Source organism: Polynucleobacter sp. JS-Fieb-80-E5, assembly GCF_018882015.1.
Lineage (GTDB): Bacteria > Pseudomonadota > Gammaproteobacteria > Burkholderiales > Burkholderiaceae > Polynucleobacter.
The window spans coordinates 18,995-44,103 of the sequence record NZ_JACVPH010000008.1; the positions used below are offsets into that span (position 1 = coordinate 18,995).

Annotated in this window: 29 protein-coding genes; 16 read left to right on the top strand and 13 right to left on the bottom strand. The window is 45.2% G+C overall.

The window, feature by feature from the left end:
* Window positions 1-202: 202 nt before the first annotated feature.
* Window positions 203-1,252 (top strand): fumarylacetoacetate hydrolase family protein, encoded by a 1,050-nt coding sequence (locus tag ICN44_RS11290; protein WP_216264034.1) that lies wholly within the window; start codon window positions 203-205, stop codon window positions 1,250-1,252.
* A gap of 39 nt (window positions 1,253-1,291) precedes the next feature.
* Here ICN44_RS11290 and ICN44_RS11295 read toward each other — a convergent pair whose 3' ends face one another.
* Window positions 1,292-2,881: a rhodanese homology domain-containing protein gene (locus ICN44_RS11295; RefSeq protein WP_216264035.1), complete on the bottom strand. Its 1,590-nt coding sequence runs from the start codon at window positions 2,879-2,881 to the stop codon at window positions 1,292-1,294.
* Window positions 2,882-2,916: 35 nt separating this feature from the next.
* A complete protein-coding gene (locus tag ICN44_RS11300; protein ID WP_216264036.1) occupies window positions 2,917-3,891 on the bottom strand; it encodes a tripartite tricarboxylate transporter substrate binding protein in 975 nt (324 codons plus the stop codon).
* A 161-nt stretch (window positions 3,892-4,052) separates the two neighbouring features.
* Here ICN44_RS11300 and ICN44_RS11305 point away from each other — a divergent pair, with 161 nt between their 5' ends.
* Window positions 4,053-4,241 carry a hypothetical protein gene (locus tag ICN44_RS11305; RefSeq protein WP_087909716.1) on the top strand — a complete coding sequence of 63 codons (189 nt, stop codon included), beginning with the start codon at window positions 4,053-4,055 and terminating at the stop codon, window positions 4,239-4,241.
* An 81-nt stretch (window positions 4,242-4,322) separates the two neighbouring features.
* On the opposite strand, the gene ICN44_RS11310 is transcribed toward ICN44_RS11305, so the two are convergent.
* On the bottom strand, window positions 4,323-4,613 hold the full coding sequence (locus ICN44_RS11310) for a DUF1330 domain-containing protein (protein ID WP_216264037.1): 291 nt from the start codon (window positions 4,611-4,613) through the stop codon (window positions 4,323-4,325).
* A gap of 60 nt (window positions 4,614-4,673) precedes the next feature.
* Here ICN44_RS11310 and ICN44_RS11315 point away from each other — a divergent pair, with 60 nt between their 5' ends.
* Both ICN44_RS11315 and mmsB read left to right on the top strand, forming a co-directional pair.
* Complete coding sequence (locus tag ICN44_RS11315) at window positions 4,674-4,943, top strand: cupin (protein WP_216264038.1); 270 nt, start codon at window positions 4,674-4,676, stop codon at window positions 4,941-4,943.
* 25 nt (window positions 4,944-4,968) lie between these two features.
* The gene (gene mmsB / locus ICN44_RS11320) at window positions 4,969-5,847 is read left to right on the top strand and encodes a 3-hydroxyisobutyrate dehydrogenase (RefSeq protein ID WP_216264039.1); all 879 of its coding nucleotides are present in this window, start codon (window positions 4,969-4,971) and stop codon (window positions 5,845-5,847) included.
* A gap of 69 nt (window positions 5,848-5,916) precedes the next feature.
* Here the strand turns inward: mmsB and ICN44_RS11325 are convergent, their stop codons facing one another.
* The 4 genes from ICN44_RS11325 to ICN44_RS11340 all read right to left on the bottom strand — a co-directional run bounded on the left by ICN44_RS11325 (window position 5,917) and on the right by ICN44_RS11340 (window position 8,810).
* Entirely contained in the window at window positions 5,917-7,197 is a 1,281-nt protein-coding gene (locus ICN44_RS11325) for a DEAD/DEAH box helicase (RefSeq protein ID WP_216264040.1), read from the bottom strand.
* A 135-nt stretch (window positions 7,198-7,332) separates the two neighbouring features.
* On the bottom strand, window positions 7,333-7,911 hold the full coding sequence (locus ICN44_RS11330) for a hypothetical protein (protein WP_216264041.1): 579 nt from the start codon (window positions 7,909-7,911) through the stop codon (window positions 7,333-7,335).
* 20 nt (window positions 7,912-7,931) lie between these two features.
* Window positions 7,932-8,366 (bottom strand): YbgC/FadM family acyl-CoA thioesterase, encoded by a 435-nt coding sequence (locus ICN44_RS11335; RefSeq protein ID WP_216264042.1) that lies wholly within the window; start codon window positions 8,364-8,366, stop codon window positions 7,932-7,934.
* Window positions 8,367-8,378: 12 nt separating this feature from the next.
* A complete protein-coding gene (locus ICN44_RS11340; RefSeq protein WP_255537610.1) occupies window positions 8,379-8,810 on the bottom strand; it encodes a GNAT family N-acetyltransferase in 432 nt (143 codons plus the stop codon).
* A 162-nt stretch (window positions 8,811-8,972) separates the two neighbouring features.
* Here ICN44_RS11340 and ICN44_RS11345 point away from each other — a divergent pair, with 162 nt between their 5' ends.
* The gene (locus tag ICN44_RS11345; protein ID WP_255537611.1) at window positions 8,973-9,554 is read left to right on the top strand and encodes a hypothetical protein; all 582 of its coding nucleotides are present in this window, start codon (window positions 8,973-8,975) and stop codon (window positions 9,552-9,554) included.
* An 85-nt stretch (window positions 9,555-9,639) separates the two neighbouring features.
* On the opposite strand, the gene ICN44_RS11350 is transcribed toward ICN44_RS11345, so the two are convergent.
* On the bottom strand, window positions 9,640-10,464 hold the full coding sequence (locus ICN44_RS11350; protein ID WP_216264043.1) for a substrate-binding domain-containing protein: 825 nt from the start codon (window positions 10,462-10,464) through the stop codon (window positions 9,640-9,642).
* 75 nt (window positions 10,465-10,539) lie between these two features.
* On the opposite strand from ICN44_RS11350, the gene ICN44_RS11355 reads away from it, so the two are divergent.
* The 3 genes from ICN44_RS11355 to modA all read left to right on the top strand — a co-directional run bounded on the left by ICN44_RS11355 (window position 10,540) and on the right by modA (window position 14,079).
* Window positions 10,540-11,562: a substrate-binding domain-containing protein gene (locus ICN44_RS11355; RefSeq protein ID WP_216264044.1), complete on the top strand. Its 1,023-nt coding sequence runs from the start codon at window positions 10,540-10,542 to the stop codon at window positions 11,560-11,562.
* 51 nt (window positions 11,563-11,613) lie between these two features.
* On the top strand, window positions 11,614-13,251 hold the full coding sequence (locus ICN44_RS11360) for an OFA family MFS transporter (protein WP_216264045.1): 1,638 nt from the start codon (window positions 11,614-11,616) through the stop codon (window positions 13,249-13,251).
* 72 nt (window positions 13,252-13,323) lie between these two features.
* On the top strand, window positions 13,324-14,079 hold the full coding sequence (modA, locus tag ICN44_RS11365; RefSeq protein WP_216264046.1) for a molybdate ABC transporter substrate-binding protein: 756 nt from the start codon (window positions 13,324-13,326) through the stop codon (window positions 14,077-14,079).
* Between the two features lie 7 nt (window positions 14,080-14,086).
* On the opposite strand, the gene ICN44_RS11370 is transcribed toward modA, so the two are convergent.
* The 3 genes from ICN44_RS11370 to ICN44_RS11380 form a co-directional block, all read right to left on the bottom strand.
* Complete coding sequence (locus ICN44_RS11370) at window positions 14,087-14,713, bottom strand: FMN-binding negative transcriptional regulator (protein ID WP_216264047.1); 627 nt, start codon at window positions 14,711-14,713, stop codon at window positions 14,087-14,089.
* Between the two features lie 68 nt (window positions 14,714-14,781).
* Window positions 14,782-15,546: a hypothetical protein gene (locus tag ICN44_RS11375; protein ID WP_216264048.1), complete on the bottom strand. Its 765-nt coding sequence runs from the start codon at window positions 15,544-15,546 to the stop codon at window positions 14,782-14,784.
* Window positions 15,543-15,884 (bottom strand): cupredoxin domain-containing protein, encoded by a 342-nt coding sequence (locus tag ICN44_RS11380; protein WP_216264049.1) that lies wholly within the window; start codon window positions 15,882-15,884, stop codon window positions 15,543-15,545. Before ICN44_RS11380 ends, ICN44_RS11375 begins: the two co-directional genes overlap by 4 nt.
* A gap of 91 nt (window positions 15,885-15,975) precedes the next feature.
* On the opposite strand from ICN44_RS11380, the gene ICN44_RS11385 reads away from it, so the two are divergent.
* From ICN44_RS11385 to ICN44_RS11395, 3 genes are all read left to right on the top strand, one after another.
* Window positions 15,976-16,221 (top strand): FeoA family protein, encoded by a 246-nt coding sequence (locus tag ICN44_RS11385; protein ID WP_216264050.1) that lies wholly within the window; start codon window positions 15,976-15,978, stop codon window positions 16,219-16,221.
* Window positions 16,214-18,127 carry a ferrous iron transport protein B gene (feoB, locus tag ICN44_RS11390; protein ID WP_216264051.1) on the top strand — a complete coding sequence of 638 codons (1,914 nt, stop codon included), beginning with the start codon at window positions 16,214-16,216 and terminating at the stop codon, window positions 18,125-18,127. Before ICN44_RS11385 ends, feoB begins: the two co-directional genes overlap by 8 nt.
* A gap of 97 nt (window positions 18,128-18,224) precedes the next feature.
* On the top strand, window positions 18,225-19,268 hold the full coding sequence (locus ICN44_RS11395; RefSeq protein WP_216264052.1) for a fumarylacetoacetate hydrolase family protein: 1,044 nt from the start codon (window positions 18,225-18,227) through the stop codon (window positions 19,266-19,268).
* A gap of 91 nt (window positions 19,269-19,359) precedes the next feature.
* Here the strand turns inward: ICN44_RS11395 and ICN44_RS11400 are convergent, their stop codons facing one another.
* Window positions 19,360-20,247, bottom strand: a complete 888-nt coding sequence (locus ICN44_RS11400; protein WP_216264053.1) for a fumarylacetoacetate hydrolase family protein — start codon at window positions 20,245-20,247, stop codon at window positions 19,360-19,362.
* 113 nt (window positions 20,248-20,360) lie between these two features.
* Here ICN44_RS11400 and ICN44_RS11405 point away from each other — a divergent pair, with 113 nt between their 5' ends.
* Genes ICN44_RS11405 through ICN44_RS11415 form a run of 3 tightly spaced genes read left to right on the top strand, consistent with a single transcriptional unit; the run spans window position 20,361 to window position 22,963 of the window.
* A complete protein-coding gene (locus ICN44_RS11405; protein WP_216264054.1) occupies window positions 20,361-21,347 on the top strand; it encodes a tripartite tricarboxylate transporter substrate binding protein in 987 nt (328 codons plus the stop codon).
* The gene (locus tag ICN44_RS11410) at window positions 21,347-22,144 is read left to right on the top strand and encodes a class II aldolase/adducin family protein (protein WP_216264055.1); all 798 of its coding nucleotides are present in this window, start codon (window positions 21,347-21,349) and stop codon (window positions 22,142-22,144) included. Before ICN44_RS11405 ends, ICN44_RS11410 begins: the two co-directional genes overlap by 1 nt.
* A 21-nt stretch (window positions 22,145-22,165) precedes the next feature.
* The gene (locus ICN44_RS11415) at window positions 22,166-22,963 is read left to right on the top strand and encodes a transporter (protein ID WP_216264056.1); all 798 of its coding nucleotides are present in this window, start codon (window positions 22,166-22,168) and stop codon (window positions 22,961-22,963) included.
* A gap of 9 nt (window positions 22,964-22,972) precedes the next feature.
* Here the strand turns inward: ICN44_RS11415 and ICN44_RS11420 are convergent, their stop codons facing one another.
* On the bottom strand, window positions 22,973-23,974 hold the full coding sequence (locus ICN44_RS11420; protein WP_216264057.1) for a tripartite tricarboxylate transporter substrate binding protein: 1,002 nt from the start codon (window positions 23,972-23,974) through the stop codon (window positions 22,973-22,975).
* Window positions 23,975-24,080: 106 nt separating this feature from the next.
* Here ICN44_RS11420 and ICN44_RS11425 point away from each other — a divergent pair, with 106 nt between their 5' ends.
* The gene (locus tag ICN44_RS11425; RefSeq protein ID WP_215359765.1) at window positions 24,081-24,362 is read left to right on the top strand and encodes a SemiSWEET transporter; all 282 of its coding nucleotides are present in this window, start codon (window positions 24,081-24,083) and stop codon (window positions 24,360-24,362) included.
* Between the two features lie 35 nt (window positions 24,363-24,397).
* Complete coding sequence (locus tag ICN44_RS11430; protein WP_216264058.1) at window positions 24,398-25,090, top strand: fumarylacetoacetate hydrolase family protein; 693 nt, start codon at window positions 24,398-24,400, stop codon at window positions 25,088-25,090.
* Window positions 25,091-25,109: the final 19 nt, after the last annotated feature.

A 25,109-nucleotide genomic window follows, 5' to 3' on the forward strand; every position in this document is an offset into this window, starting at 1 on the left:
GCTGAGCCCGAGAAGGATCGCAAGGTAGATGGCTAGGCGAATTTGGGGAGGGATTCTCAAGGATTGCACCCCTAGAGGATAGCGATATTTCCAATATTTCGCCTAAGAAACAGGTTTGGTATTAATATTTACGGCAGATTGTTTAATAAACAACGCATTGGTCTTGATAAGACATTTAAAACAAAATATTGAAGGAGACGCTGTGGATACAAATCGGAGAGATGCGCTTAAATTAGGTGCGTCTGCTGCTATTAGCGGTATGTTTATTTCTAATGCAATTGCTGCTACTGATGGTCAGTCGCCGATTGTGGTGGAGCCATTGACTGGTAAAGCGGGTCTTAGGATTGCCAACTATTTACCTAAAATGGGCGCTACCTCAAGATTGGGTTTGGTTACCAATGACGGTATGGTAGTTGATATCCCTGCAGAAGCGGCTCGTCAAAAAGTACAGCTCTCATTTGATCCTACTTCAATGATTTCATTGGCTGCCTCTGGCAACAAAGGCTTGCTGGAGTTGGCTACATTATTTAAAGGTCGCGGAAGTAATTTAGCGAATGTGAATAATGTGATCTTGCTATCACCTATTCCTAAGCCGCAAAGCAATATTTATTGTGTGGGCTGGAATTACTTAGACCATTTTGAAGAGGGCCTCAAGCATCGTGCTGATACTGCTGTAAAAGAGTATCCAAAGGTTCCCGTGCTTTTTACTAAAGGCACGCAAACCATGAATGGCCCGTTCGACAACATTCCTTATGATGCTGGCATCTCCACCATGATTGACTGGGAGGCTGAGCTAGCAGTGGTGATTGGTAAAAAGGGTAAGAATATTTCTGAAGAGAATGCAATGGACTATGTCTTTGGCTATTCTGCCTACAACGACACTACAGCGCGTGATATTCAGCAAAAACGTCAGTCCGGTCAATGGTTTAAAGGCAAGAGCTTAGATGGTCACGGCCCGATGGGTCCCTGGGTTGTTACTGCAGGTGGCGTCAATTTGGATGACACTCGCATTATTTGCCGTGTGAATGGCGTTGAAAAGCAAAACGCTAGTTATAAGCAAATGTATTTCAAGATCCCAGCAATTATTGCTGAGCTATCGCGTGGCTTAACATTACTGCCGGGCGACATTATTGCAACTGGCACTCCTTCTGGGGTTGGCGCAGGTAGAACTCCTCAGGAGTTTATGAAGCCAGGTGATGTTATGGAAACAAACATCACTGGCATTGGCATCATCCGCAACAAGATTGCTTAACTGATTAACTCAGTAAGCTTTCAGAATAACGGCAAGGACCTAGAGAACCCAGAAGTGATGAGTTCCGTCCTTGCCCAGTTGTTCTACTAAACCAAACTCCCAATCAAGATATGCCTGCATCGCTGCAGGATCTACGCTAGTACCTTCATAGGGGCGCTTATAGCGATCCATAGGAGGAGAAGCTAAGTGACTCGGACCTTTCTCCAGCTCAAATCCTGCTTTTACCCAGGCAGCATTGCCGCCCTCTAAAACGAGGACCTCGGCTTTAGTCAAAGCTTGCACTTCCTGAGCAGCAAAGAGACTTAATTCAGCTGGTGTGCTGGTAATGACATAGCGATCTACCTGTGGAATTTTTTTCATTGCTTCTGCTAGTTGGGATCGAAGGGCATACCAACTTCCAGGGATGTGTCCTTTAACGTAGTTAGCATGGGTGCTGAAATCAATTGCAATCGTATTGCTATCACTCTTAAGCCAGTTGGAAACGGTCGCGGCATCTACGCTTTCAATTATTGGAAGGGCGGGTAGGGGCGCCTTCCAACTACCTTTTTCTGTGAGATCGGAGGTAATTACTCCATCAAGAACATAAATATCCCAAGCCATTTGGGCCAACCAAGATGCGGGCATATTGGCGCGTACTCCACCGCCACTGGGGTCTACCAACACTACCCGTGCACCACGAACCGGGGCAACCATCTCTGTTTCTTGTACAAGCTGTCCACCTGGTATCGATCTAAAGCCAGGAAGATGACCTGCTTCATATTCTTCCGGAGTGCGCGTATCAAAGAAATAAGTTGTTCGATCAGATTGCGCTTTCCATGTCTGTAAATCGCTGAGGCTAGCGCGCTTAACCCCTGCACGATCAGCAACGCTGCGAGCGCGAATTGCCGCCTCGTTTCTTGTGTCATCACTCACTTCCTGAAACTTTCTGCTTTGCCCTTTATCCAATTCTTGACCAGCAAGCGTCCAGCCAATCGTGCCATTACGTAGTGCATTGACTTCGTTTGGAATGCCAGCATTAATCAGTGACTGCGTGCCAATAATGCTGCGAGTTCTACCCGCGCAGTTCACAATCACTTTTGTCTTTGGGTTAGGCGCTAATTCTGGGAGACGCAAAACCAGCTCTGCACCTGGAACGCTAATACCGGTTGGAATACTCATAGTGTTGTATTCATCAAAGCGGCGCACATCAACAACAACGACATCTTCTTTGTTATCGATTAATTGTTTTACTTCTTGTGCTGATAAAGAGGGGGTATGGACTTTGGATTCTACGAACTCACCAAACGACTTGCTGGGAACATTGACATCTTTAAATACCTCACCGCCAGATGCTTTCCAGCCTTGAACACCTCCCTCAAAAACTGATACATCGGTGTACCCAAGATTGATTAAACGTTGCGCAGCTAATTGAGCAAAACCTTCACCATCATCTAGAGTGACGATGGGTACGTTTTTCTTTGGTAGCTTTGCGTAAGCATCAATCTCTACTCTGGAAAGAGGAAGGTTTGCGGCAAAGAGGGGATGCTCTTGCGCATGAGGATCCTCCTCGCGCACATCTAAAAATGCAATTTCTTCTTTGTTGAGAAGTTTATTGCGAACGAATGAGTGATTTTTAGTTTGAATGGCCATGCTGTCTCTTGTATTTTTAAGTGAATAGTTGTCTTTTAGTCTAACTTGGCGCCGGATTTTTTGACTACCTCACCCCAGCGCACCACTTCTTGATTGATATAAGCAGCCAGTTCAGGACGAGTCATTTTAGGCACGCTTGCGCCCATAGCTGCCCAGCGTTCCTTGATATCTGATGAGGCAAGTGCTATCTGCGTTTCGGCGCTCATCTTGTCGACAATGTCTTTAGGGGTTCCCTTGATTGCCCACAGAGCATACCAACTAGATACGATGAAATTAGAGATCCCTAGTTCTTGAGCAGTTGGCACATTTGGAAACGCATCTACTCTTTTGGAGGTTGCAACCGCAACCGCAATAAGCTGACCATTCTTAATGAATGGTGCTGCACCTGCCAAGGTATCAAACATCATATCCACCTGGCCTGCGACAAGATCTTGAAGGGCTGGACCGGTTCCACGATAAGGAATGTGGGTGATAAATAATTTGTTCTGTAACTTAAATAGCTCACCTGTTAAATGCTGCGAAGTACCATTTCCTGTAGAAGCGTAGTTATATTTTCCTGGATGCTTACGAATCTCTTCCATGATGGATTTCAAATCATTTTTTGGAAACTTGTTTGGATTCACAACTATGACGTGAGGGACGCTACCAATAATGGCAATAGGCTCAAAATCTTTGGTGATGTCATATGAGAGGTTGGTGTACATGCTTGGGGCAATAGAGTGATGCACTGCACCAAGAAGCCAGGTATAGCCATCTGGTGCCATTTTTGCTGCAACTGCAGCACCTAGGGTTCCGCCTGCACCACCTCGGTTATCAACTACGATGGCGTCATTCAGTTGGGTTGAAAGCTGCTTTGCTAAAGGGCGCCCAAAGGCGTCCACAGCTCCACCTGGTGGGAAGGGGTTAATAAAGGTAATTGGCTTGTTGGGGGTTGGCCAAGCGCTAGTTTGGGCATTGGCGGATAGCCCAATAAGGGCAACAACCAGTACTGCCAGGATATTTCTGAACATTTTGAAGTCTCCAGTGTATTAATAAGTTTTATAGATCTATTTTGGCTGAACCCCCAAATATAAGAGTTATCCCTGATTTAGGGGGCGATTTTCTATGGTTTTTATGGGGATATACTGACCGGGCTGTCAGTATAAATATTCATTTGTTAATAGGAGACGAGATGTCACAACACGATACATTGTTGGCTGCTTTTGAAACTTACAAGGCTGAAAACGAAAAATTTATTGAAAAAGGTATTAAGGCATCTGCTGCTCGCGCACGTAAGGCCTTGCAAGAAATCGCTGGCGCCTGCAAAGAGCGTCGCAAAGAAATCACTGCTACTAAAGAGGCGATGGAAGCTAAGAAGTAATTCTCACTCCAGACTGATTGATAAGCCTAGCTTTTACGAGCTAGGCTTTTTTATTGGTGACTTGCACTTTCAGTGCTGTGATTAGATAGCAATGCTAAACAAGGTCAGTTTCATTGCTTTGCTACGAATAGGTACTAGCATTTGATATTCGGAGCTATTGGCCCAAGCATGAGCGTCTTGGGCTTTAGGAAACTCGAGCTCCACAAAAGATTTGAAGGGTGCAATCCCTAATTCATTCCAAAATAGCTCTGCAACTGAACCACGGTTCTTGATAGAGCCCTTATAGAGCTTAACCGTTTGCCCAACTTGAGAGCGGTATTGTTCAAAAGCGCTTTGATCTATTAGCTCTATCAGCCCAATGACTTTCACCATCACGACTCCTTATATAGATTGCCGTATGCTTTAAGAGTATATCCACGCTATAGTTAGACTATGAATACAGAGCAATTTCAACTACTGCTTGAGCGGGAAGGATTTCCTGAGCCGGTAGAGGTTGGGCAAGTCCCCAACGGTCAGCTTGGTAATCACGAGCATCCATTTGAAGTGAGGGCGCTAGTGATTCAAGGCAGTATCGATATCACTATTCATGGAAAGAGTGGGACTTACAAGACTGGTGATGTGTTTGAGCTGGGATTTAAAGAGGTGCATTCTGAGTCCTATGGGGCCGAGGGGGTGAAATACCTAGCCTCTAGAAAACAATAAACAATATTCAGAAATTGAGAGTGATATGAAAATCGGATTTATTGGACTTGGCAACATGGGCTTACCAATGGCCCTGAACTTATTAAAAGCGGGGCATCAAGTCACAGGTTTCGATTTAGTAAAGAGTCAGCTTGATGTTTTTGCAGCTGCAGGCGGTACCATTGCAGCAAATGCAAACGACACCGCAAAAGATGCCGATGTATTGATCAGTATGCTGCCCGCTTCTCGCCATGTGGAGGGTTTGTATCTGGGTGATGCCGGTTTGTTAGCAAGCGCGAATCCTAAAACATTGCTCATTGATTGCTCAACGATTTCGCCAAAGGTAGCAAAAGCCGTTGCTGCTATCGCCAAAGCTAAGGGCTTTGCCATGATTGATGCGCCAGTCTCCGGCGGCACTGCAGGTGCGCAAGTAGGCACTTTAACGTTTATGGTCGGCGGTGAAGCGAGTGTTGTTGAGTACGCACGTCCCTTGTTAGAGAAGATGGGGAAGAATATCTTTCATGCTGGCGGCAATGGGGCGGGGCAGACCGTTAAAGTTTGTAACAACATGATGTTGGGCATTCAGATGCTGGGAACAAGTGAGGCGCTGCGATTAGGCATCGCAAATGGCCTAGACCCCAAAGTTCTATCTGACATCATGTCTAAGAGTTCAGGGCGAAACTGGGCTTTGGAGCTTTATAACCCATGTCCAGGCGTCATGGAAAATGTCCCATCCTCAAAAGGTTATGCTGGTGGTTTTGGTGTAGATCTCATGCTCAAAGACATGGGGCTGGCAGTTGAGAATGCAGAAGATCTGGATGCTAGTGTTCCCCTTGGGAAATTAGCGCAACAGCTCTATGAGATTCACAGCAAAGCCGGTAATGGCCAACTGGATTTCTCAAGCGTCTTTAATTTAAAAAAATAAATTATGAGACGCTCCGTAGCCCAGACAAATCAACTCTGGAGGGTCTCAAAATCCTAATTGCAGCTTGGTTTAGCGGTTAAAGCTTCTTTTAGGTGGGCTACTACGCTTGGCAGGAGCCTTCTTCGCTGGAGCTCCAACTGTTCCGGCAGGTCTTGGCTTGCGAGATTGCTGGTGTTGCTGACTGCGCAACTGAATCGGTTGCGCCACGGCATTTGGATCTGGTTCAAAACCGGCAATCACTTCTTGTGGCAATTTTTGTTTAATGAGTTTTTCAATATCTCTGAGCATTTGATGTTCATCAACGCACACCAAAGAAACTGCTACGCCATTTGAGCCTGCGCGACCGGTACGTCCAATACGATGTACATAATCTTCAGAAACATTTGGAAGATCGTAGTTCACTACGTGAGGGAGCTGGTCAATGTCGATGCCGCGTGCAGCAATATCGGTAGCAACCAATGCGGTTAACTTACCTGCCTTGAAATCTGCCAATGCCTTAGTACGAGCAGATTGGCTTTTGTTGCCATGAATGGCCATGCTGGTGATGCCATCCTTCTCCAGTTGAGTAACTAGCTTATTCGCGCCATGCTTGGTACGTGTAAAAACCAGCACCTGCTTCCAGTCGTTAGTCTTAATGAGATGGGCTAGTAGAGGATGCTTCTTAGTTCTATCTACTGGATGTATCAACTGGGCAATCGCTTCATTGGCGCTATTGCTACGGGCTACCTCAATCAACTCAGGCGAATTGAGCAAGCCGTCTGCTAATTGTTTAATTTCGGTAGAGAAGGTTGCCGAGAACAAAAGATTCTGACGCTTCTTAGGTAAGGCAGCCAAGATCTTTTTAATGTCTCGTAAGAAGCCCATATCGAGCATGCGATCAGCTTCATCTAAAACCAGAATCTCAATGTCGTTGAGTGATACGCAATTTTGTGACATGAGGTCAAGCAGTCGACCTGGCGTAGCTACCAATATATCGAGACCGCCAGCAATGGCTTTGATTTGCGGATTAGCGCCAACTCCGCCAAAAATCACAGTAGATTTCAAGCCAGTATATTTTCCATAAGTCACAACAGACTCTTGGACTTGAGCGGCTAACTCACGAGTAGGGGTCAAAATTAGCACTCGTAATAATCTTTTGCCACTAGATTTAGGAGTGCTGCTTAAGCGTTGCAGAATTGGAAGCGTAAAGCCAGCCGTTTTTCCTGTGCCGGTTTGTGCGGCAGCTAAAAGATCGCCACCTTTTAGGACGGCAGGAATCGATTTTGCTTGAATCGGGGTAGGGCTGGTATAGCCTTCTTCAGCAATAGCGCGAAGAATGGGTTCTGATAAACCAAGATCTGTAAATAACATAGGGGCCAATAAAGTATTGACCCGTATTCAATTAAACGACTATCCCGGCCAATGGGGTGAGCTGCCACGCTAGAGCGTTTGCAGTAAGAACCTCTATTTTAAGTCATCAACCCAAAAAGCCAGGTAATTAGAGAATTACGCCGGATTCCAGAGGTTGGGCACGACAGTATTGGCATAGCCAGATACAAATGACTTTTCTGCACCAGTTGCAGGATCAAATACCGAGCGATGAATGCGGCCGATATTGCCACCATACACGTGAATGCTGATCGAAGTTTTGTCGCTCAAACTATTCTCGACCACATGAATGTCATGCGTATCGGGTGATACGGTATCAACGTGCCCGGGTAAGCTGACACAAGCTTTGCCTGCCTTGAAGCTAGCATCTGCTTGAAGATAATAGGGGGTGCCTCTTTCTTGACCGCGCAACTGACCAATCATTCCCCAAACGGTGTGATTGTGTAGGGGTGTTTTTTGGCCCGGACCCCACACGAAACTCACTACAGAGAATCGATCCAATGGGTCTGCATAGAGAAGATATTGCTGGTAGTACTGTGGATGAGGTTTGGTGAACTCTTCTGGCAACCAATCATCTACTGCAATCAGTTTCTCTAGTATTTTTTTGCCTTCAGTAAAGACGATCTCTTCACTTGGCTTTTGTTCAAGCAGCAAGCTAAGCTCTTTCACGAAGGTTAGTAATTTACCGTCAGACATTTTTTGCTCCATTACATACATTACTCGTCTTGGAATACACAATCAGGCCATGCCTTAGGCTTAAGTGTGTTGGTATCAACGCAAACGATATGTAGCACGGCGCTTGCAATAACTTCGAATTCTTCGCTGTCAGGAAGCTTTCTTTGTGCAGTTTGCTTAACAGTCACCTGAGTGCGGCCGCGATGTTCAATCACTTGATCTATATAAAGCAAGTCATCTAGACGCCCTGGTTTATAGAAGTTCATTGTGAGTTCGCGCAACGGCATCACCATATTAAATTCATTCTCGAGTTTGGTGGGGCTTAAATCTTTTTGTGCAAGCCATTCTGCGCGACTACGTTCAAAAATCTCGAGATAACGTCCGTGATAGACAAAACCTGCTGCATCTGTATCTGAATAACAGACTCGATGGGTATAGATAAAGGCGCTGGTATTTGGATTGGTGTTAGAGGTCATCGGTTATTAAATTTATTTTGACAATACGAGAATCATATTACGATGAGCAATACCAGCCTCATCATAGGTGGGCCCCTGTACCTGAAAGCCTAGTTTTTGATAGAAAGGGATGGAAGCAATTTGGGAGTGCAAGACGATAGACTTTGCGCCTTGAGATTGGGCCAGATGAACCAGCCCCTCTAGGATTTGCCTTCCTACCCCCTGATGTCTGAATTGGGCTAAGACAGCCATACGTCCAATTTGGGATCGCCCGCCACCCAGATCCACCAGTCTTCCAGTGCCAATACAATGTGACTCTAGATAGGCTAGGGCATGAGCGGCAGAAGGGTCGAATTCATCCAATTCAAGCTCGGCTGGGACTCTTTGCTCTAGGATAAAGACCTCTTGGCGCACCCAAAAGGCGTCTTCTTCAGCCTCTTTCCACGGTTTTATTAGTATTTCCAAGATGCCCAGTGCCTCCAAGTGCTGTTTCCATCCAATTTACCAAATAAAGGTAAATATGAGCACAGTTCGAAGCTGTACAAAAAGCGCCTCATTCAATGGTTACAATGAATTGTGGCTCTGGATTGAGCCCATTCGTAACCTTTTACTCAATTAGGAGTTATCTTGAAGAAATCTTTATTAGCTGGTTTATTTGCTGCAGTAGGCATTACCTTTGCAAGCTCTGTTTTTGCGCAGCTTCCTGCAAAGATGTTGCCTTTAGCTGCTGACGTTGTCATTTTGAGCGCAACCGTTGATTCAGTAGATGCAAAGAAGCGTATTGTTGTATTGAAAGATGCTAACGGTAATTTGGCGCAGATGAACGTCGCTAAGTCTGTAAATGATTTAGATAAGGTTAAAAAGGGCGACGTGTTCTTGGTTGAGCATGCTCAAGCAGTTGCTGTTGGTCTAACTGCTGTTGGTAAAGATCAAAAACCAGGTGTTTCAGGTGTTCGCTCTGTAGTGATCGCTGGCAAAGGTTCTGCTAAGCCATTTGAAGAGACAACAGAAACTGTTTATGCAACTGTAAAGATCTCAACCATTGATCAAAAGACACGTATCGTGACTTTTACATTGCCAAGTGGCGAGAAGCAAAAAGTTAAAGTAGATCCGGCTGTTCTTGGTCTTGAGAAGTTCAAAGCTGGTGATGACGTGATGGTTGAGTTTGTTGACGACACAGCTATTGGTTTTGTAACACCTAAGAAGTAAGTGTGAAATAAACAGTAAATAACTAGGCTGTACGCTAGTTGTAAAAAAGCCCGCAGATGCGGGCTTTTTGCTTGATGGGGCTAGATTATTTTTTAGCGTTCGGAAAGAAGAGCTGCTCGCCATCAATCTTGTAGCTAGCAATGACGTCCTGCCCATTCTTAGAGATGAGCCAATCAATAAATTCTTGACCCTGTACTTTTTTCACATGAGGGAACTTTGCTAGATTAACCAACATAACACCATATTGATTAAATAGCTTTGGGTCGCCTTGAACTAGGATCGCAAGATCGCCACGATTCTTAAAGCTCAGCCAGGTGCCGCGGTCAGCCAAAATGTAGCCATTCATAGCGGAGGCGGTATTGAGGGCCGGACCCATACCCGAGCCTGTTTCTTTATACCAAGATTGGCTGGAGGAAGGGGTGATGCCCGCACCTTTCCAATAACGAAGTTCTGCAGCATGTGTGCCGCTTTTATCTGCGCGCGATATAAATGGGGCTTGAGTAGCAGCAATTTTTTGGAGTGCGACTTGAATATCTTTGCCGCCACCGATTTTTGCGGGATCTGCTTTAGGTCCAATGAGTATAAAGTCGTTGTACATCACTTCGTAACGCTTAGTAGAAAAGCCTTCTTCAACAAACTTCTCTTCAGCAGGTTTGTCATGAACAAACACCACATCTGCATCACCGCGGCGGCCAATATCTAATGCCTGACCAGTTCCAACGGCCACAACCTTCACCTCAATACCAGTCTTCATCTTAAAGATGGGGAGTATGTAATTGAACAGACCGGATTGCTCGGTAGAGGTAGTGGAGGAGACCACAATGCTTTTTTCTTGAGCGACAGCCTGTGTGCCGTTGAGGGCAATGCCCGTTAGGGTCGCTAGAAGTAGGTTGCGGATTGATTTTTTCATAGGCGTGCACTGAGTAATTTATTAAGGTAATATCATCGCATAATTATTACCACTTGAATATGCAATCAATTACATATGCAAATTGAAGTTAGACCAACCTTAGTATTAAATAATCAAGCCCAAGGCGGGGTCCCTATTGATTTGGTTTGGCTGTCTCAGCTGTTAAGGGATATCGGTCGCGGTAACTCGTTAATTTCAGCAAGTAAAAAATCCAGCACCTCTTATCGAAGCGCCTGGGGCAAGATGAATGATGTTGAAGCTGCGCTTGGCATGCCACTCATTACGAGGACCAAAGGACATGGCTCAAAGTTAACAAAACTCGGCGAGTTTTTAATTGAGTTTATTGATGAGATGCAAGCGGGGTATATTGAGCATGGAAGCGCATATCAAGATACCTTGCTTAAAGAAATCAAAAAGATTCAAAAGACTGATAGTAGAAAATGGAAGTTTCTCTCTAGCAGTGATTCCATCATTCAAAGGGCCGCCGCAGAGATTAAAGGCTTCGATTTGAAGATTGCTGGTTCGGGAGAGTCCCTTGAAAAGCTTCTGAGTAACGAAGCCCATATTGCCGGATACCATGTATCAGATGAGCGAAGCTCAAAGGCTATTTATCATCGCTTGTCAAAAAATGATATTCAAATATATCCTGTCATGAAGCGCACACAAGGCTTGCTGGTGAAAAAAGGAAACCCCCTCCGCATCTCTGCTCTCTATGATTTGGTGAATCCAAGAATTCGCTTTATCAATCGTCAGATCGGCTCCGGCACAAGGCTACTACTTGATGGTCTGCTGATAGAGGAGGGTATTGATCCTTCTGAAGTGAATGGCTATCTGCATGAAGAGTTCACTCATTCAGCGGTTGCAAATGCTATTTTGGCCGACAAGGCTGATGTAGGTTTGGGCGTGAAAAATATTGCTATTGAAAATGGTTTGGGGTTTGTACCGCTTAAAGATGAGTTATTTTTCATCGCCATGCATAGGGAGATGGTTGCTCAATCAGAGGCCACCAAATTAATCAGGAAGATAAGAAGCTATTCGGGAGATACGCCTGGATATAAGGCTGTAGGCCTTAATCGACAAATTGAAGGTTGGTTGTAACGTAAAGAAGTAGCTACTGTGTAGTAAATATAACTATAAATAGGAGGCAACATGTTTCATCTATTAGATAAAGAAAGAACGATTGCAGGGCCAGGCTTTAATCGCTGGCTTGTGCCGCCGGCGGCGTTAGCTATTCACTTGTGTATTGGTATGGCGTATGGCTTTTCAGTGTTCTGGTTACCGCTATCTAAGGCATTGGGTGTTTCACTAGGCGGTACTGAGGCAATTAAATGTGCTGCCGATGTTGGCTTCTTTGCGCAACTTTTCACAACTACTTGTGACTGGCAAATTTCGACCTTAGGTTGGATGTATACATTATTTTTCGTGTTCCTTGGTATCTCTGCTGCTATTTGGGGCGGCTGGTTAGAGCGCGCGGGTCCACGCAAAGCGGGTGTTGTAGCGGCTTGTTGTTGGGCTGGTGGCATGCTCTTCTCTGCCTGGGGTATTTATCTCCATCAATTCTGGATGATGATTCTCGGCTCAGGTGTGATTGGAGGTATCGGCTTGGGGCTGGGCTACATCTCACCAGTTTCAACCTTGATTAAGTGGTTCCCAGACCGTCGCGGAATGGCAACTGGCATGGCCATTATGGGCTTTGGCGGTGGCGCAATGATTGGCTCACCATTGGCCGCAATGCTCATGAAGAACTTTGCAACGCCTACTAGTGTGGGTGTGGCACAAACATTCGTGGTGATGGGTGTGATCTATTTCATCTACATGATAATTGGCGCAATGAGCTATCGCGTGCCGGCGAGCGATTGGAAGCCTGCTGGTTGGACACCTCCTGTTGCTGATACATCTAAGGCGATGATCACTACACGCAGCGTTAGTGTTAAGAAAATCTGGGGTATTCCTCAATTTTGGTTGGTTTGGATTGTGCTAACTATGAACGTTTCTGCTGGCATTGGTGTGATTGGCATGGCATCTCCAATGCTCCAAGAAATTTTTGCTGGTAGCTTAATTGGTAATGCATTGAAATTTGGCGAGCTCGATAAGGGTCAGTTAGTGGCGATTGCTGGTATTGCCGCTGGCTTTACTGCGCTGCTGAGCTTGTTTAATATTGTCGGCCGTTTCTTCTGGGCCAGCTTGTCAGATAAGTTGGGTCGTAAATTAACTTACAGCATATTTTTCATATTAGGTGGGGTGTTGTATTTCAGCATTCCCTCTAGTGCTGCTGCAGGTAGTTTGGTTCTCTTCGTTGGTGCCTTCTGCATTATCTTAAGTATGTATGGTGGAGCCTTTGCTACTGTCCCTGCTTATCTTGCTGACTTGTTTGGTACTCAAAACGTAGGCGCAATTCATGGTCGATTGTTAACTGCTTGGTCTACAGCAGGTATCCTGGGTCCAGTGATTGTGAACTACATGCGTGACTATCAACTAAGTCTTGGAATTGCGAAGAGTCAGGTGTACAACCAGACGATGTACATCCTTGTAGGTATGTTAGTTATCGGCTTGATCGCCAACTTAATGATTCGTCCAGTTGCTGACAAGTGGTTTATGACTGATGCTGAATTGGCAGAAGAAAAGCGTCTTGCCCATGAAAAAGCAATGGGATCCATTGTTAAAGGTGAGGCTGGCCATGAGCATACCTCTACTTTGAAAGTCATTTTGGCTTGGGCATTTGTAGGCATACCACTTGCTTGGGGTGTCTATAAAACCTTCTTAAGCGCTTTAAAGTTGCTTGGTTGATCAGGTTTCTAAGTATCGATAGCCACCCTTCGGGGTGGTTTTTTATTTCTATCCGCTAGAATTAACTCAATCATGTTTATTCGCCCGACTTCCCTATTCGCATCACTGATTTTATTTACCAATCTTGCCTTTGCGCAGACCTCAACTGTTGCCGTTGCTGCCAATATGAAAGATGCTTTTAACGAGATTATGGTTGCCTTTAAGGCTAGCGGTAAAGCAGAGATGAGAGTGGTCTATGGCTCATCCGGTAACTTCGCGGCGCAAATCATCAACGGCGCTCCATTCAATCTTTTTATTGCGGCAGATGAGCATTTTCCGTTGGAGCTATTTAAGAATGGTAAGACGGTAGATGAGGGCGCTACATATGCGATTGGTAAGCTTGCCTTAATTGCCAAATCCTCATCTGGGATTCGTTTGGCTGACAGCAAGACAGAAATTGCTCGGGCAATTGCACAAACAAACAAAGTGGCAATTGCTAAGCCAGAGCTTGCTCCTTATGGTAAAGCTGCGATTGAGTATCTCAAGGCAGAAGGCCTATGGGATCTGGCTAAAGACAAGCTTGTCTATGGAGACAACATTGGCGTAGCTACAACATATGTGGTGAGCGGTGCGGCAGATATTGGTTTTACTGCCTTATCTTTGGCCAAATCTCCAGAGGTCGCAAAAGAAACTAGCCTCCTTTTGGTCGACGCTAAGTTATACGAGCCCATTAAGCAGCGCATGGTGCTAATAAAAGGTGCGCCCCAAGAATCAGTGGATATGTATCGCTTTATGCAGGGGCCTCAGGCCAAATCCATTCTGCAAAAGTATGGATACACCACGCCTTAGTTGTTAATTATTTGGGTGCTCTCATGTACTTCAGCATCTCTTGTAAAGCCTCTTGCGGCGACTTCTCTAGTTGCTCTACTACTGCGTTATAGTCTTCAGCCGGGCGGTTCTGGCTTAGCTTAAATTTACCAACCAAACCACTGATCTCAATCTCGATACCAATAATGGCCTTGAGCATCATTTGCACGTATTCTTCTGGGGCGTCGTCTAACTTCCAGTTCGATTGATAGGTTGGTTCGTGAATGTTGGTCATTTGCGATACATGACTTCTTAGCCACTGTGCATCCTCAATCAACTTAATGCTACCTTCTGCATGAACCGCAGCATAGTTCCATGTAGGCACCACTTTTCCACTCTCTTGTTTTGATGGATACCAAGATGGGGTCACATACGCATTCGGCCCATTAAAGATTGCTGTAACAGATGTATTGTTACTGCTCGCAACTTTAACGAGTGGATTCATTCTGGCGACATGTCCATAAAGCTTGGTTTTGTCGGCACTCAACATGAGGGGTAGGTGGTTGATTTCAAAATGACCATCCAGATTCGCAACGATAGTCGCTAGCGGGTATTCAGAAATAAGTTGGGCTAATACGCTTTGATCTTCAACTAAAAAATGTTTTGGTAGGTACATAAGAGGCTAAGCAGAATGGGTAAAAGGTTGTATTTAATAAGAACATAGCAGAGATTGAGCTCTTGTTCTTAAAATTCGTACTCCACCTGCATTCTGATGGTATTTTTTGGTGATGCAGTAGTGGTTCCCCAGAGGTAGGCTACGTTGTATTTCAAAGCTTCCTTGCGGCCCAGTTTGGTTTTCCCAAAAATGGCTGGCCCCGCACTAGATTGTTGTTGTTCATTTGTATTCCAGTTATTAACCTGTCCTAGCCAAGAGTAAATCTGCGCTCCAAGCTCCAGCTCTGGCTGAAGGCGATATTTAACCTGACCTTGATAGCCGAAATAGGTGCCCTGATTTTCAGTGCCCGTGTAATGTCCTTGCATCAAGACGTTGAGATTGGCAACCCATTTTTTCCATTCACTTTGAAATAAGAAGCCGTATTTGGCTTCATACCCTTCATTGCGATTTTGAGGACGTTCTAACTCAAGCAAGAAGCCGATGTCTACTGGGTATTTTCCAGTTTCCGTTAGTTGAAATTTATTCTCCCATTCCACTGCATCAAATTGGGAGTTGGTGCCATCCCAAGTGACTTTTCCATAAATCTCAGTGAACCACCAGGAGTTCACGCCATAACCGAAACCAATAGAAGCGCCTGATAGTCTATTGTCTTCACCGCTTCTGGGAGTCTGGGTTCCAAACTTGGTATCGATCTCTCTTTCGCCTTCTTCCACTCTTGGGGTGTAGATGTAATCTGCTGGCCCACTTAAGTACTCTCCAGCATGAACCAATGCACTGGCGGAGAGAAGGGCAAGGCAACACAAGCCTTGCATTAAATTATTTCTCATCATCATTTAACCCTTACTACGCCTTGAGCGGTTTCAGGGCTAAATTCACCTTCAAATTTATAGACGCCAGGACTTAAAGGTCCGATGTAAAAAGAGGCCTTGCTTTTGGCCTTGATTAACACCTCTCTGTTGAGGTCGTAACTTTCAAATTCCTCTGGAGTGTCATCTAGATTTTCAACAGTAAGCTTTACTTTGGTATCGGCGGGGATATCAATTTCTGATGGAGAAAAGCGCCCATTTTTAATTGAAATCTGGATATCGTTGCTTGCTGCAATGGAGATATTTGTCAAATTTAACAACAAGAAAATACTGATAAGTGTATGTTTTAAATAGTTATTTTTCATAAGTTCAGGTATATATTAATGAGAACCATTCTTAAGTATAAGGTATATAATGAGAATCGTTCCTATTTATTGATAAAAGTGACAATCCTCCATGCATTTGGACCAGGTTGATTTGGAAATTCTTTACCGAGTGAGCGCGGTTAATGCGCCTAAGGGTGCCCCTCAAATTAAGGGGCAGCTGGAAGATATTGGGTTTTTACCCGGTGAACAAGTAGCTGTTTTGCGCAAAGGTTTACTTGGTAAAGGGCCATATATGGTTCGCGTAGGAGCCTCAACATTCGCATTGCGTCAAGCAGAAGCACGCATGATTACGGTCGACGCTATTCCGCATGTCTGAATCTAAAGTTCACTTTTTCTCGAATGAGCCACTCGTAGCTTTATTGGGTAATCCCAATTGTGGCAAAACGGCATTATTCAATTTGCTGACTGGCAGTCGTCAAAAGGTAGCGAACTATTCAGGCGTTACTGTTGAGCGCAAAGAAGGGCGCCTATCTCTTGAGTCTGGCAAAAATATCCGCATACTGGATTTGCCTGGCGCCTATAGCTTGTATCCAAGATCCTTGGATGAGCGTGTGACCTGCAATGTACTGCTTGGTCGAGCTGAAGGTGAAAAACGTCCTGACCTAGTCATTTGCGTATTGAGCGCCATGAATTTGCGTCGTAACTTGCGTTTAGTACTGGCTGCAAAGCGCCTGGGACTGCCTTGTATCGTAGTACTCAATATGCTTGATATTGCTAAGCGTCAAGGCTTGCATATAGACACTGCTGCACTTTCAAGTGAATTGGGTTTGCCGGTGCTCACTAGTATTGGCATTCAGTCTAATGGCGCTGATGAAATCAAGCAGTTCTTATCGAATCTGGACTGGCGTAATCTCAATGGATTGCGCACAGGTACTAGTGATGCAACCCTAGAAAATGTTGCCTCTCATATTGCCCATACTGAATCTGACAATATTCAAGTTCAAAAAATTCTGCAAAACCTCAACCTAGATCAAATCATTCCTGATCAATTGAGCGATCGCTTAGATGCCGTATTACTTCATCCAGTTTTTGGCCCCATCATTTTGGTGGCCTTACTCTTTTGTATTTTTCAGGCCGTGTTCAGTTGGGCTACGGTACCCATGGACCTAATTAAATCTGCAGTGGACTTTCTGGGTGCTCAGATCGTCGAAGTATTGCCCAATGGATGGATACGTAGTCTTTTGATCAATGGAATTTTGGCAGGCTTAGGTGGCGTGGTGATTTTCTTGCCGCAAATTCTGATTTTGTTTTTCTTCATCCTTTTACTGGAGGAGTCTGGCTATCTTCCAAGGGCTGCTTATTTGCTAGATAGAGTGATGGGTTCTGTCGGCTTATCCGGTAGATCCTTCATTCCACTCCTCTCCAGCTTTGCTTGCGCCATCCCCGGAATTATGGCCACCAGAAGTATCTCTAATGCGCGTGATCGCATGGTGACGATTCTGATTGCACCCATGATGACTTGTTCTGCACGTCTGCCGGTATATGCCTTATTGATCTCAGCATTTATTCCAGAGCAAAAGTTATGGGCTGGCATTGATTTACAGGGCTTAGTTTTATTCTTGCTGTATCTCGCTGGAATTTTGGGTGCGATGGCGGTTGCCTGGATTCTAAAGCGCTTTACGAGTGAGCAATTTAGGATGAACGCGCTCATGATGGAGTTGCCAAGCTATCACTTGCCTCGCTTAGGCAATTTAGCTATTAGCTTGTGGCAAAGAGCAGAAATCTTTTTGCGCCGTGTTGGTGGAATTATTTTGCTGATGACTATTGGTTTGTGGGTGTTATCTAGCTTTCCATTCCCACTCGAGGGCGCAACAGGATCACCGATTCAATACAGCTTTGCCGGAATGATGGGGCAGGCCTTAGCACATGTGTTCTCGCCGATTGGATTTAACTGGCAGATCAGTATTGCTCTAGTGCCAGGTATGGCAGCTCGTGAGGTTGTGGTGAGCTCATTGGCAACGGTTTATGCGCTATCTAGCTCGAGTGTCGACGCAGCTGATGCACTGATTCCCTTAATCTCCAATGGCTGGTCATTAGCCACGGCTTTATCTCTATTGGCTTGGTTTGTATTTGCTCCCCAGTGCTTATCTACCATTGCTGCAGTAAAGCGCGAGACGGGAGGCTGGAAGATTCCCATCATCATGTTGAGTTACTTATTCGGCTTGGCCTATATCGCCTCCTTTATTACCTATCACTTAGCTATTTATCTAGGTCTAGGTTAAATCTACTGACATCTATATTTGCTGCGGCACCGCATAAAAGGGTGCGGTAGTATTCCCTTTGTAGTTAAAAAATAGATAACAACACAAGGAGATATAGATGAGTTCACGTCGCCAATTTATGAAGACTGCTTCAGCTGCTGGAGCCGGTTTAGTAGCTGCCTCTACTATGGGTGTAATGAAGGAGGCTTCAGCTCATCCCACCTCAGTATGGGGAGGGGAGGTTTACACCGGTCCACGTGAGATGGTGAAAAATAGCAAAATTCTCTCGATCCAAAATGCGGATGGAACAGAAACCTTGGGTGTGGTTACCCCAAAAGGTGTTATCGATATTCGTGCTGTAGCTAAGAAAATGAAGATTGCAGCACCGGCTACCTTGGATCAATTATTGCAAGAGGGTAATGCTGCGGGATTTAATAAGGTAGTAGCAAGCGCCGATAAATCTGGCGTGCCTTACTTAAAGGAATCCGACATCACTTTCGGGCGCCTGTTTAAAAACCCTGGAAAGATTGTTTGCGTTGGCTTAAATTACCGTGCGCATGCGGATGAGGTTGGTATGGCTCACCCACGTGTACCGCCGCTATTCAATAAGTACAACAATAGTCTTACGGCTCACAACTGTTTATTGCAAATTCCACCGCCATCAGTTTCTTATAAGCTAGATTATGAAACTGAGCTGTTGATTGTTGTCGGCAAGCAGATGCGCAATGTTCCCGAATCGGCTGCTTTGGATTATGTGGCAGGTTATTGCACCTCAAATGATTTCTCATCACGTGATTTGCAGCTTGAATTGCCGAGTGGGCAATGGATGATTGGCAAGACCTTAGACCAATATGCACCAATTGGACCTTATTTTGTTACTTCTGACTTAGTAGGTGATCCTAATAAGCTTCAGGTAAAGACTTGGGTTAATGGCGAGTTACGTCAGAACTCAAATACTTCCGACTTCATTCATAACACTCAAAAAATGTTGTCTTACATCAGCACCTACTGGACATTAGAGCCGGGAGATATTGTTTTCACTGGTACACCGCAAGGCGTTATTGCTGGTATGCCAAAAGACAAGCAGGTATGGCTGAAGAAGGGCGATAAGATCGTAAGTTCAGTAGAAAAACTCGGAGATTTAAAGTTCACTTTGGCTTGATCACTACAGAGTTTGTTTATCTAAAAGAAAGCCACCCGAGGGTGGCTTTTCTTATCAGTGGCTAGTAAGTTTTTTAAATACTTAATCTGCGTTACTCAGCAATAAAAGTATTCTCAAGCTTTCCAATACCACCCATCTCAACAACGACAACATCTCCGTTCACTAAGTACTTAGGAGGTTTAAAGCCAATGCCAACACCAACTGGAGTTCCGGTGGCAATTAAATCTCCTGGGTAGAGGGTTATGCCTGCAGAGACCGTGGCGATCATATTGGGGATATCAAAAATTAGATCTTTGGTATTGGAGTTTTGACGTAGTTCACCATTGACCCAGCACTTGACGGGGATGTTTTCGGCATCGACCTCATCTGCCGTAACAACCCAAGGACCCATAGGACAGAAGGTATCAAAACTTTTTCCTAAAAACCATTGCTTATGTCTTTGCTGCCAGTCGCGCGCAGTCACATCATTGATAGCGGTATAACCCCAGACGTGCTTCATTGCATCTGCTTCGCTAATACCTTTGCCGCCTTTGCCAATCACAATCGTGAGTTCCGCTTCGTAATCGATGCAGGTGGATACAGCAGTGGGGATGATGACGTTAGTATTGGGTCCGGTTACAGACTCGGGCGGCTTCGTGAAAAAGATTGCGTGGCTTGGAATATCCTCGCCTGGTTTAGCGCTGCCATCAAAGCCGCTATTGGAAAATTCTTTAGCGTGCTCATGATAATTTTTACCGACGCAGAAAATATTACGACGCGGTCTAGGTACAGGAGCGAGTAGACGGATGTCGCTAAACGCATGCGTGGAAATAGGTTTTGGGAGCTTGCCCGCGAGGTCAGATTTAAGAATGGCAACAATGCCATCTTCACTAACGTCAACGCCTAAATCGAGCTCTTGAACTGTCCTGCCATCAGCAGACACAATTCCAACGCGAGTTTTGGTAGGCTCTTTGGCTAAAACAAATGCGGCATATCTCATGATTACTATCTCCGGCTGGGGTTTTGTCTACGTTAACCCCTGTTTATTGTGATGAATCTTGTAGTAGGATAAAGAGCATAAATAATAACTAATTTACGTATTTGAGACAAAAAATGAGACAAAAATATTCATTTGCTACTACCTTAGTCTTTTTATGTGCTTGCTTGGCCTCTCAGGGGGCTATTGCTCAAGCACCAGAACCCTGGCCTACAAAGCCCATCACTATGGTTGTGCCATTTCCGCCGGGTGGGGTTGCTGACACTGTTGGTAGGCCGGTGGCAGAGGCGCTATCTCGTAGCCTGGGTCAGCCAGTGATTGTAGAAAATAAAGCTGGGGCTGGCGGAGGCATTGGCATGGCAGCAGTAGCCAGAGCAAAGCCTGATGGCTATACGATTTTGATGGCTTTATCGTCTATTTCAATTATTCCAGAGGCAGATAAAGTGGTGGGAAGAGAGCAATCTTTTCAGCTTAACCAACTCAAGCCAATCGCACGCTTTACAGCGGACCCAACAGTCTTGGTAGTGAGGGCGGATAGCCCATGGAAAGATTACAAATCTTTTGTGGCGGCAATGCGAGCCAATCCGGGTAAATACAATTTTGGATCGTCGGGTAATTACGGCACGATGCATGTACCAATGGAGATGCTAAAGTCTTCAGAGAAGTTCTACATGGTTCATATTCCGTATACAGGTGCAGGGCCAGCGATTGTGGGTTTATTGGGCGGCCAAGTAGATGCCATTGCTACTGGACCCTCTTCAATCGTTCAGCAAATTAAGGCGGGCAAAGTGCGTGCATTGGCTCATTGGGGTGATGGCAGATTGGCTAGCATGCCTGAGGTGCCTAGCTTTAAAGAAATGGGCGTCAAGGTTGAGTTCTCTCAGTGGGCTGGCTTGTTTGTGCCCAGCGCGACCCCTGACTACATCACCAATAAGCTCCGTGAGGCTGCTAAACAAGCGGCGAATGATGAGCGGGTACGCGCTGTGATCAATGGAGCAGGAAGTCCAATTCAATATATGGATGCGCCTGAATTTAAGACCTACTGGGATAAGGAATCTACTCAGATGGGTGAGGTTGTGAGAAAAATTGGCAAAGTTGAATAATGAAAAAACAATTCCTTTCCTCTTTTCTGATTCTGCTTTTTGCCCAAGTAAATGCTGCAACCGTTCAGGAGCAGATGGATCAAAATCCAGCAGTGAAAACGGCGATTGAGGAACTTGTCCTTGCGAATCATATTTTGTATGACCAAAATGCAGTAGATGGTTATGGGCATATTAGTGTTCGTAGCCCAATCAATCCCAGCACCTTCTTTTTAGCAAGAAGTGTTGCGCCATCCGTTGTCAAAGTTGAAGACATCATGGAATTTGATATGAATGGTAAAGCTTTAAATGGCGATACACGAGTGGCTTATGGTGAACGCTTCATTCATAGCGGTATTCTGAAAAATCGTCCCGATATTAATTCAGTTATTCATGGCCATGCTGCACCTATCTTGCCCTACGGCTTAACAGGCACAACACTCAAGCCCGTCTATCACATGAGTGCCTTTTTGGGTGAGGGTGCACCGGTTTTCGAAATCCGAAATTTTGCCAAGCCGAATCCCGATACGGATATGTTTGTTAGCAATGGGGATTTGGGTGATGCTTTATCTAAAACTATGGGTTTGCAATATTTTGTTTTGATGCGTGGCCACGGATATGCTGCAGGAGCAGACTCCATTAAGAAAGCGGTCTTTAGAACAGTGTATGCAATTCAGAATGCGAGCATTCAGTCTGAAGCAATGAAGATGGGTCAAGTGCAATACCTTAGTCCCGGTGAGGCTGTCACTGCACAGGAAACGATTGAGAAAACCATTGGGCGTCCATGGCAACTTTGGAGTGAGAGCGTCAAAAAACCCTAATCCTTGTTAAACTCACGCATCATGCAGATGCAAGCCCACCACTTCAAGACAGCACTTATCCAGGGGCTTCTGTTAACTGTATTAACCCTCTCGCCATCTATCAGTATGGCTGTCCTGCAGGATGAAATTCAGGTCTACGATGACGAAATTAATGCCAAGGGTGAAGCTAGCCTAGAGGTGCATTTAAACAGTACTCCCCGAGGTATTCAAACTCCTTCCTATCCAGGAGAGGTAATGAACAACAACGGTGTGCGGGTGACCCCAGAGTTTGCCTATGGCTTAGGCCATGATCTAGAGGCTGGCCTATACATCTCTTATGTGAACTACGACAATAAATTTCAATATGCGGCAACGAAAGTGCGTATGAAATGGTTACCAATTCGCGAAGATAAGGGCGACTCTTTTTTCGCAGGCGCAAATCTGGAGTTATCCAACGTACAACCGCAGTTTGATGAGTCTAGATATAACAGTGAAATGCGTTTTATTGTTGGTAAGCATTTTGATGAGTGGCTTTTCTCATTTAATCCGATTGTGGATATGCCGCTCTCGCAACCTTACGTACATCAGTCACCTTATTTTTCCACGGCAACTCGCTTATCTAGAGAGGTGACGCCTGAGTTAGCGCTTGGGGTAGAGTATTACTCCAACCTGAATCAACTTGGTCAGCCCATCAACTATCAAAATACCCAGCAATTGGGATTCTTGATGATGTACTACGAAGGCAAACCACTTTCTTTTCAGGCTGGGGTAGGTAAGGGCTTCTCTAACAGTACGGATTCGTTAACGCTTAAAGCGATTTTTTCCATCCCATTAAATTAGCCTTTAGCTTTAATCAGGCTTGATGTTGGCGTCTTTAATAACCTTGCTCCACATAGTCATTTCACGTGTAATGCGCTTGCTCGAATCTGCAGGCGAAAGATAGTTCACATAAACGCCAGCTGCCAACATACGCTCCTGCACCTCAGGGCGCTGCAAAATAACCTTGATGTCTGCGCTGAGTTTATCGATGATGGGTTTAGGAGTTCCCGCTGGTGCCAAAATCCCAAACATGCTCACCACATCAAAGTTGGGTAAGCCTGTGGCTTCAGTCACCGTTGGTACATCTGGCAATTGGCTAATGCGTTTTGCAGTTGTTACGGCCAAAGGTCTTAACTGACCGGCTTGAATAAATTGCAGAGCCGCTGGAACAGTTTCAGACATCGTAAGCACTTGACCGCCCACTAGATCAGTCATAGCGGGGCCACTACCTTTATAGGGCACATGCAATAAATCTAAACCCAGTTGATAGCGAAACATTTCCATTGCAAGACGTTGTGGCGCACCAGCTCCAGATGATGCGAACGTGAGCTTGCCTGGGTTTGCTTTTGCGTAGGCAATGAACTCTTTCATATTCTTTACAGGGACAGAAGGATTCACAACAAACACCAGAGGTACCACTCCCACCACGTCAACTGGTGTGAAATCTTTTTCGAGGTTGTATCGAATCTTATCTTTATCAAGATTCGCGTTGATAGAGTGTGAAGTGAGAGCCCCCATTAAGAGCGTATAGCCATCGGCAGGGGACTTTGCAACCATATCCGCACCAATATTGCCGCTATCGCCTGCGCGATTATCGGGAACTACCTGCTGGTTTAGTGACTTGGAGAGTTCTTGTGCCATGATGCGACCAATCACATCAGTAGCGCCCCCTGGCGGGTATGGAATGACCAGTCTAATAGGCTTGTCAGGATAGTTTTTAATAGCAGAGCTATTGGTTTGCGCCAACAGTGGGGCGGTGATCAGGCTACTGCAAAGGAGTAGGCCAAAGCCTCGAATTAGATGTTGTCTCATTTTGTATTTTTAATGGTGGGTTGAGTTACGATTTTCTATTATCTACAGATTAAAAATTCATGCGCTGCGTCAATGAACTGCAAATTTCCCTTATTACAATGAATAAATGAACCTAGAGCCTCATCAAATAGAGATTATTGGATATTGCGCCGCATTCTTGACTACCATTGCCTTTTTGCCGCAGGCGATACAGTCTTGGCGCACTAGGGACCTATCGGGGATTTCTTTGGGGATGTACTCCTTATTTACTGCGGGGGTGGGTTTGTGGCTGGTTTATGGCCTCATTATTGAAAAGTGGCCTCTCATTTTGGCCAATGCTCTCACCTTTGCCTTGGCGCTCAGCATCTTATTGTTGAAATTGCGTCATACTTCTAAACATCAGAAATAAAGCACTCATTCATTAAAATTCTTCGAAAGGTTTTTATGTCTTCAGCATTCGTGATTGATCCCCCAGCAGTAATTTCATTGCCTGTGACTGGCGATACTCGTCGCTTCGCTGTGAATCGTATTTACTGCGTTGGTAGAAACTACGCCGATCATGCACGTGAGATGGGTCATGATCCTGATCGAGAGCCGCCATTCTTCTTTATGAAGCCTGCTAACTCGATTGTGACTGATGGTAAAGATATGGCTTACCCAAATTTATCAAAGGATGTTCACCACGAAATTGAAATGGTGGTCGCTATTGGTAAAGGCGGCGCCAATATTTCTGCAGAAAAAGCCTTAGAGCATGTCTATGGTTACGGAGTTGGTCTGGATATGACTCGACGCGATCTTCAAGGTGAGGCTAAGAAGATGGGCCGCCCTTGGGATACCGGCAAAGCATTTGATCAATCTGCCCCATGCGGTGAGATTACGCCAGCTACTCAGTGTGGTCATCCTGCCAAAGGCGCGGTTAAGCTCTTAGTGAATGGTGAAGTTCGTCAAGAGGGCGATCTCAATCAGTTGATTTGGAATGTTCCTGACACGATTGCTTATCTATCTACCTTATTTACCTTGGAACCAGGTGACTTAATTTTCTCCGGTACGCCAGCAGGTGTTGGCCCAGTTAAAAAAGGGGATGTACTTGAAGGTAGTGTTGCCGGCTTACCAAACTTAAAAACAAAAATTCTCTAAATCAAAAAAAGGTCGGATT